The sequence below is a fragment of the Arthrobacter sp. Dra40 genome, assembly GCF_059091905.1.
On sequence record NZ_JBNHHB010000334.1, the window covers coordinates 1 to 4,003 of the forward strand.

The following is a 4,003-nucleotide window of genomic DNA, read 5'->3' on the forward strand; positions in this document are numbered from 1 at the left end:
CCACCGGCACGGCCCGCCAGATGGTCACCCAGTACGGCATGAGCGAGCGCGTGGGTGCGGTGAAGCTGGGCCAGGGCGGCGGCGAGCCGTTCCTGGGCCGCGACATGTCGCATGAACGCAACTACTCGGACCACGTCGCCTTCGTCGTGGACGAAGAAGTGCGCCGGCTCATCGACGATGCCCACGACGAGGCCTACGAGATCCTGACCGAGAACCGCGATGTGCTGGACCGGCTGGCCCTTGCACTCCTGGAGCGCGAGACGCTGAACCAGCGGGAGATCGCCGAGATCTTCCATGACCTGCGCCGCCGCGATTTCCGCGACGTGTGGTTGTCCAAGGAGACCCGGCCGGTACATGACATCCCGCCGGTGGTGTCGCGGCGGGAGCGGGAAGCCGCCGCCAATGGCGAGCAGCAGGAAGAAAGCCATGCGGCGGTGATTGTGGACCCGAACCCGGCCGGCGGAAACCTGCCGGGCGATGACGGCCGAAGCGGCGTTCCGGGCGCCAGCAGCTAGGATCACCTACGTGACCGAATACGATGATGTCGTTGCCGAACTGGACTTTGACCCGCACATCGACCTGCCCAGGATCGAGAAAGCGGTGCGCGAGATCCTGATCGCCGTCGGCGAAGATCCGGACCGCGAAGGCCTGCAGGAAACCCCGCAGCGGGTTGCGCGTTCATACGCCGAGGTGTTTGCCGGACTGCACCAGGACCCGGCGGACATCCTCGGCACCACGTTCGACATCGACCACGAAGAAATGGTGCTGGTCAAGGACATTCCGTTCTATTCGACCTGCGAGCACCATCTGGTGCCGTTCCATGGCACCGCGCATATTGGCTACATCCCGTCGCATGACGGTAAAGTGACCGGGTTGAGCAAGCTGGCCCGCTTGGTGGAAATCTACGCACGCCGGCCGCAGGTGCAGGAGCGCCTCACCACGCAGATCGTCGAGGCGATGGTCAAGTACCTGGAGCCCAAGGGCGCCATAGTCGTCATCGAATGCGAGCACATGTGCATGTCCATGCGCGGCGTCCGCAAGCCGGGGGCCAAGACGGTCACCTCGGCCGTGCGTGGCCAGCTGCGTGAGCAGGCCACCCGTGCCGAGGCCATGAGCCTGATCCTCGGGCGCTAGCGAAGAGAAGAGACGGTAGATATAGATGGATTCACTCGCCGCAGTCCCCGGAACCGGACCTGCCACCTCACCGTTGCCGGTGCTGCGCAAGGCACGCACCCCGAAGAAGTTTTCGGACCTGCCTGCCGACCGCGCCGTCGTCATGGGCATCCTGAACGTCACCCCTGACTCGTTTAGCGACGGAGGCGACCACGCCAACAAAGAAGCTGCGATCGCCTACGGGCTGAAGCTGCTCTACGGCGGCGCCGATATCATCGACGTCGGCGGTGAATCCACTCGTCCGGACGCCGATTCGATCACTCCGGAGGAAGAGCAGAAGCGCATTCTTCCGGTCATCGAGGCACTTGTGAAGGCCGGCGCCTTGGTCAGCGTGGACACCATGCACGTGGACACCGCGGCGAAGGCCCTGGACGTCGGGGCGGCAATTGTCAACGATGTGTCGGGCATGACCTACGACCCGGACATGCCGGCCCTGGTGGCCGAGCGCGGGGTCCCTTACATCCTGATGCACCGGCGCGGCGACGCCCGGCATGCCGACCCCAAGGCGGAGTACCAGAACGTGGTGGAGGAGGTCCTCTCGGAGCTGACCGAGCTGCGCGATAAGTTCGTCGCTGCCGGCGTGGCGCCCGAGCAGATCATCCTCGACCCGGGACTTGGGTTCTCCAAGAACGCGGACCACAACTGGGAGCTGCTGCACGCCACCCCCCGGTTCGCCCAGCTGGGACACAAGCTGCTAATCGGCGCGTCCCGCAAGCGGTTCCTCGGTTCGTTGCTGACCACCGCGGGCAAGGCCGCTGCGCCCAAGGAACGCGACGAGGCCACGCTGGCGGTCTCCGCGCTGGCCGCCGCACACGGTGCGTGGGGCGTCCGCGTGCACGACGCCGGCGCCTCCCTTGACGCTGTCAAGGTCGCCGCCGCCTGGACCAAGTAGGCGGAACATGAGGCCAGCACAGCCGGCACGGTCGGACATCATCAAGGTCTCCGGGATCAAAGCCGTGGGCTACCACGGCGTGCTTGAGCACGAGCGCCGTGAAGGACAGCCGTTCATCGTGGATGTTGCCCTGCACACCGATATCCGGCCCGCGGCCGCCGGCGACGACCTCGCCAAGACCGCGAACTACGCCGAGCTCGCCGACCAGGTGGAGGCGATCATCACCGGCGAGGCGCTGCAGCTGATCGAAACCCTGGCCGAACGGATTGCCGACCACGCACTGCGAACGTTCGCCGTCCCAGCGGTCGAGGTCACCGTCCACAAGCCGCACGCACCCATCGCGGTGGAGTTCTCCGACGTCACCGTTAACATCTACCGGGAGCAGCCATGAGCGTGCGCGCAGTCCTGGCGCTGGGCAGCAACCTCGGCGAACGCAGCGATACCCTCTCCCACGCCGTCGCGGACCTGGTGGACAGCCCCCATGTGCGGCTGCGCGAAGTCTCAGCGGTCGTGCAGACCAAGCCGGTGGGCGGCCCCGAGGACCAGCCGGATTACCTGAACATGGTGCTTGAAGTGGAGACCGACCTGGATCCCCACCAGCTGTTGGCCCATTGCCAGGCCGTGGAGAACAAGCACCACCGCACCCGCGAGGTGCGTTGGGGTCCACGGACGCTGGATGTGGACATCATTACCTACGGCGACCTGACACTCAATGACGAGGACCTGATCATTCCGCATCCGCGCGCGCACGAACGCGCTTTCGTCCTGGCGCCCTGGGCGTGGATGGACTCGAACGCCACGCTCAACGGCGTTCCGGTCGGGGAACTGGCGAAAGCGGCCGAAGACCTGGACGGCGTGGAACCCTACGAAGCCGAGCCGTTCGAAGCCGGCCAGTAGTGTCCGGCGGGGTGGGGGCTTCGTGAGAACCATCAGGTACCGCTGGTTGGCGACCATCGCCGGCGTTACCGGGGTGTTGGGGTGGCTGGGGAACCTGGTCGCCGGGCGCTATGGGCTGCCGGTGCCTGTCCTGCATCTCTCGTCGCTGGTCACGATGGCGGCCATCGCGGTGTTCACGCTGGTGCTGGGCCTGAAGGTGCGCCGGTGGCGCAACGGCAAACGGGACAAGGAACTGAACCCGGTGCTGGCGGCGCGCACACTCGTGCTGGCCCAGGCCTGCGCCTACGCCGGTTCGCTGATCTTCGGATGGCACACAGGCATCCTGGTGGACCAGCTCATGCTGCTGCTGTACCGGCCCGGCCCCGGTGCGCTGCTGTCCGTGCTGGCTATGATGGTCGGTGGCCTGGTCATGGTGGCGGTCGGGCTGGCGGTGGAGCGTTTCTGCAAGCTTCCGCCCGAGGACACCGACGCGGCCGGCAACGGTACCGAGGCCCAAGGCGAGGGGGAATATGCCTAGCGAAGCGATCGATCCGGTTGGCATCAGCTGGATCCGGGTCTCGCCCAAATATGTCACCGTGGAACTGATCGGCTGGGCGATCTTCACGGTCATCGCCCTGGCTGTTCTCTCCGTCCCGCTGATCCTGAGGCAGACCGGCGTCTGGCCGGGGTTTCCGGCGTGGCTCGCATGGCTGCTGAGCCTGGGCACCCTCGCCGCCTGCGTTTGGGCCGGCCTGTTGATTCCGCGCAGGGTCAGGGCCATCGGCTACGCCGAACGCGACGAGGACCTGCTGATCAGGCGCGGACTGTTTTTCCAGCGCGTCATGGTGGTCCCTTACGGCCGGATGCAGTACGTGGACGTGGGAGTGGGTCCGCTGCAGCGGGCCTTCGGGCTGTGTTCGGTGAAGCTGCATACCGCGAGCCCGCAAACCAACGCCACCATCCCGGGAGTGCCGGCGGCAGAAGGAGCCCGGCTGCGCGAACAGCTCTCCGACCGCGGTCAGGCAAGGCTGGCCGGGCTATGACCAGTCCCGGCAGCACCGG

The 4,003-nt window shown here is 66.5% G+C and carries 6 protein-coding genes and 1 pseudogene; all 7 read left to right on the plus strand.

Annotated features, from left to right (window positions below; genetic code table 11):
- A pseudogene (locus AC5RWT_RS35155) lies at positions 1-515 on the plus strand (ATP-dependent zinc metalloprotease FtsH); the annotation flags it as partial.
- Positions 516-525: 10 nt separating this feature from the next.
- A complete protein-coding gene (gene folE / locus AC5RWT_RS35160) occupies positions 526-1,134 on the plus strand; it encodes a GTP cyclohydrolase I FolE (protein WP_493969344.1) in 609 nt (202 codons plus the stop codon).
- Positions 1,135-1,159: 25 nt separating this feature from the next.
- The gene (gene folP, locus AC5RWT_RS35165; protein WP_494084266.1) at positions 1,160-2,065 is read left to right on the plus strand and encodes a dihydropteroate synthase; all 906 of its coding nucleotides are present in this window, start codon (positions 1,160-1,162) and stop codon (positions 2,063-2,065) included.
- Positions 2,066-2,072: 7 nt separating this feature from the next.
- Positions 2,073-2,456: a dihydroneopterin aldolase gene (gene folB, locus AC5RWT_RS35170; protein ID WP_494084267.1), complete on the plus strand. Its 384-nt coding sequence runs from the start codon at positions 2,073-2,075 to the stop codon at positions 2,454-2,456.
- Complete coding sequence (gene folK / locus AC5RWT_RS35175; RefSeq protein WP_493969347.1) at positions 2,453-2,962, plus strand: 2-amino-4-hydroxy-6-hydroxymethyldihydropteridine diphosphokinase; 510 nt, start codon at positions 2,453-2,455, stop codon at positions 2,960-2,962. Before folB ends, folK begins: the two co-directional genes overlap by 4 nt.
- A gap of 22 nt (positions 2,963-2,984) precedes the next feature.
- Positions 2,985-3,479 (plus strand): DUF3180 domain-containing protein, encoded by a 495-nt coding sequence (locus AC5RWT_RS35180; RefSeq protein WP_494084268.1) that lies wholly within the window; start codon positions 2,985-2,987, stop codon positions 3,477-3,479.
- Entirely contained in the window at positions 3,472-3,984 is a 513-nt protein-coding gene (locus tag AC5RWT_RS35185; RefSeq protein ID WP_494084269.1) for a PH domain-containing protein, read from the plus strand. Before AC5RWT_RS35180 ends, AC5RWT_RS35185 begins: the two co-directional genes overlap by 8 nt.
- Positions 3,985-4,003: the final 19 nt, after the last annotated feature.

What these genes read in the sequence shown, in the direction of transcription:
- folP (WP_494084266.1), top strand. Translation starts at nt 1,160, where the DNA reads ATGGATTCACTCGCCGCAGTCCCCGGAACCGGACCTGCCACCTCACCG.
- folB (WP_494084267.1), top strand. Translation starts at nt 2,073, where the DNA reads ATGAGGCCAGCACAGCCGGCACGGTCGGACATCATCAAGGTCTCCGGG.
- folK (WP_493969347.1), top strand. Translation starts at nt 2,453, where the DNA reads ATGAGCGTGCGCGCAGTCCTGGCGCTGGGCAGCAACCTCGGCGAACGC.
- AC5RWT_RS35185 (WP_494084269.1), top strand. Translation starts at nt 3,472, where the DNA reads ATGCCTAGCGAAGCGATCGATCCGGTTGGCATCAGCTGGATCCGGGTC.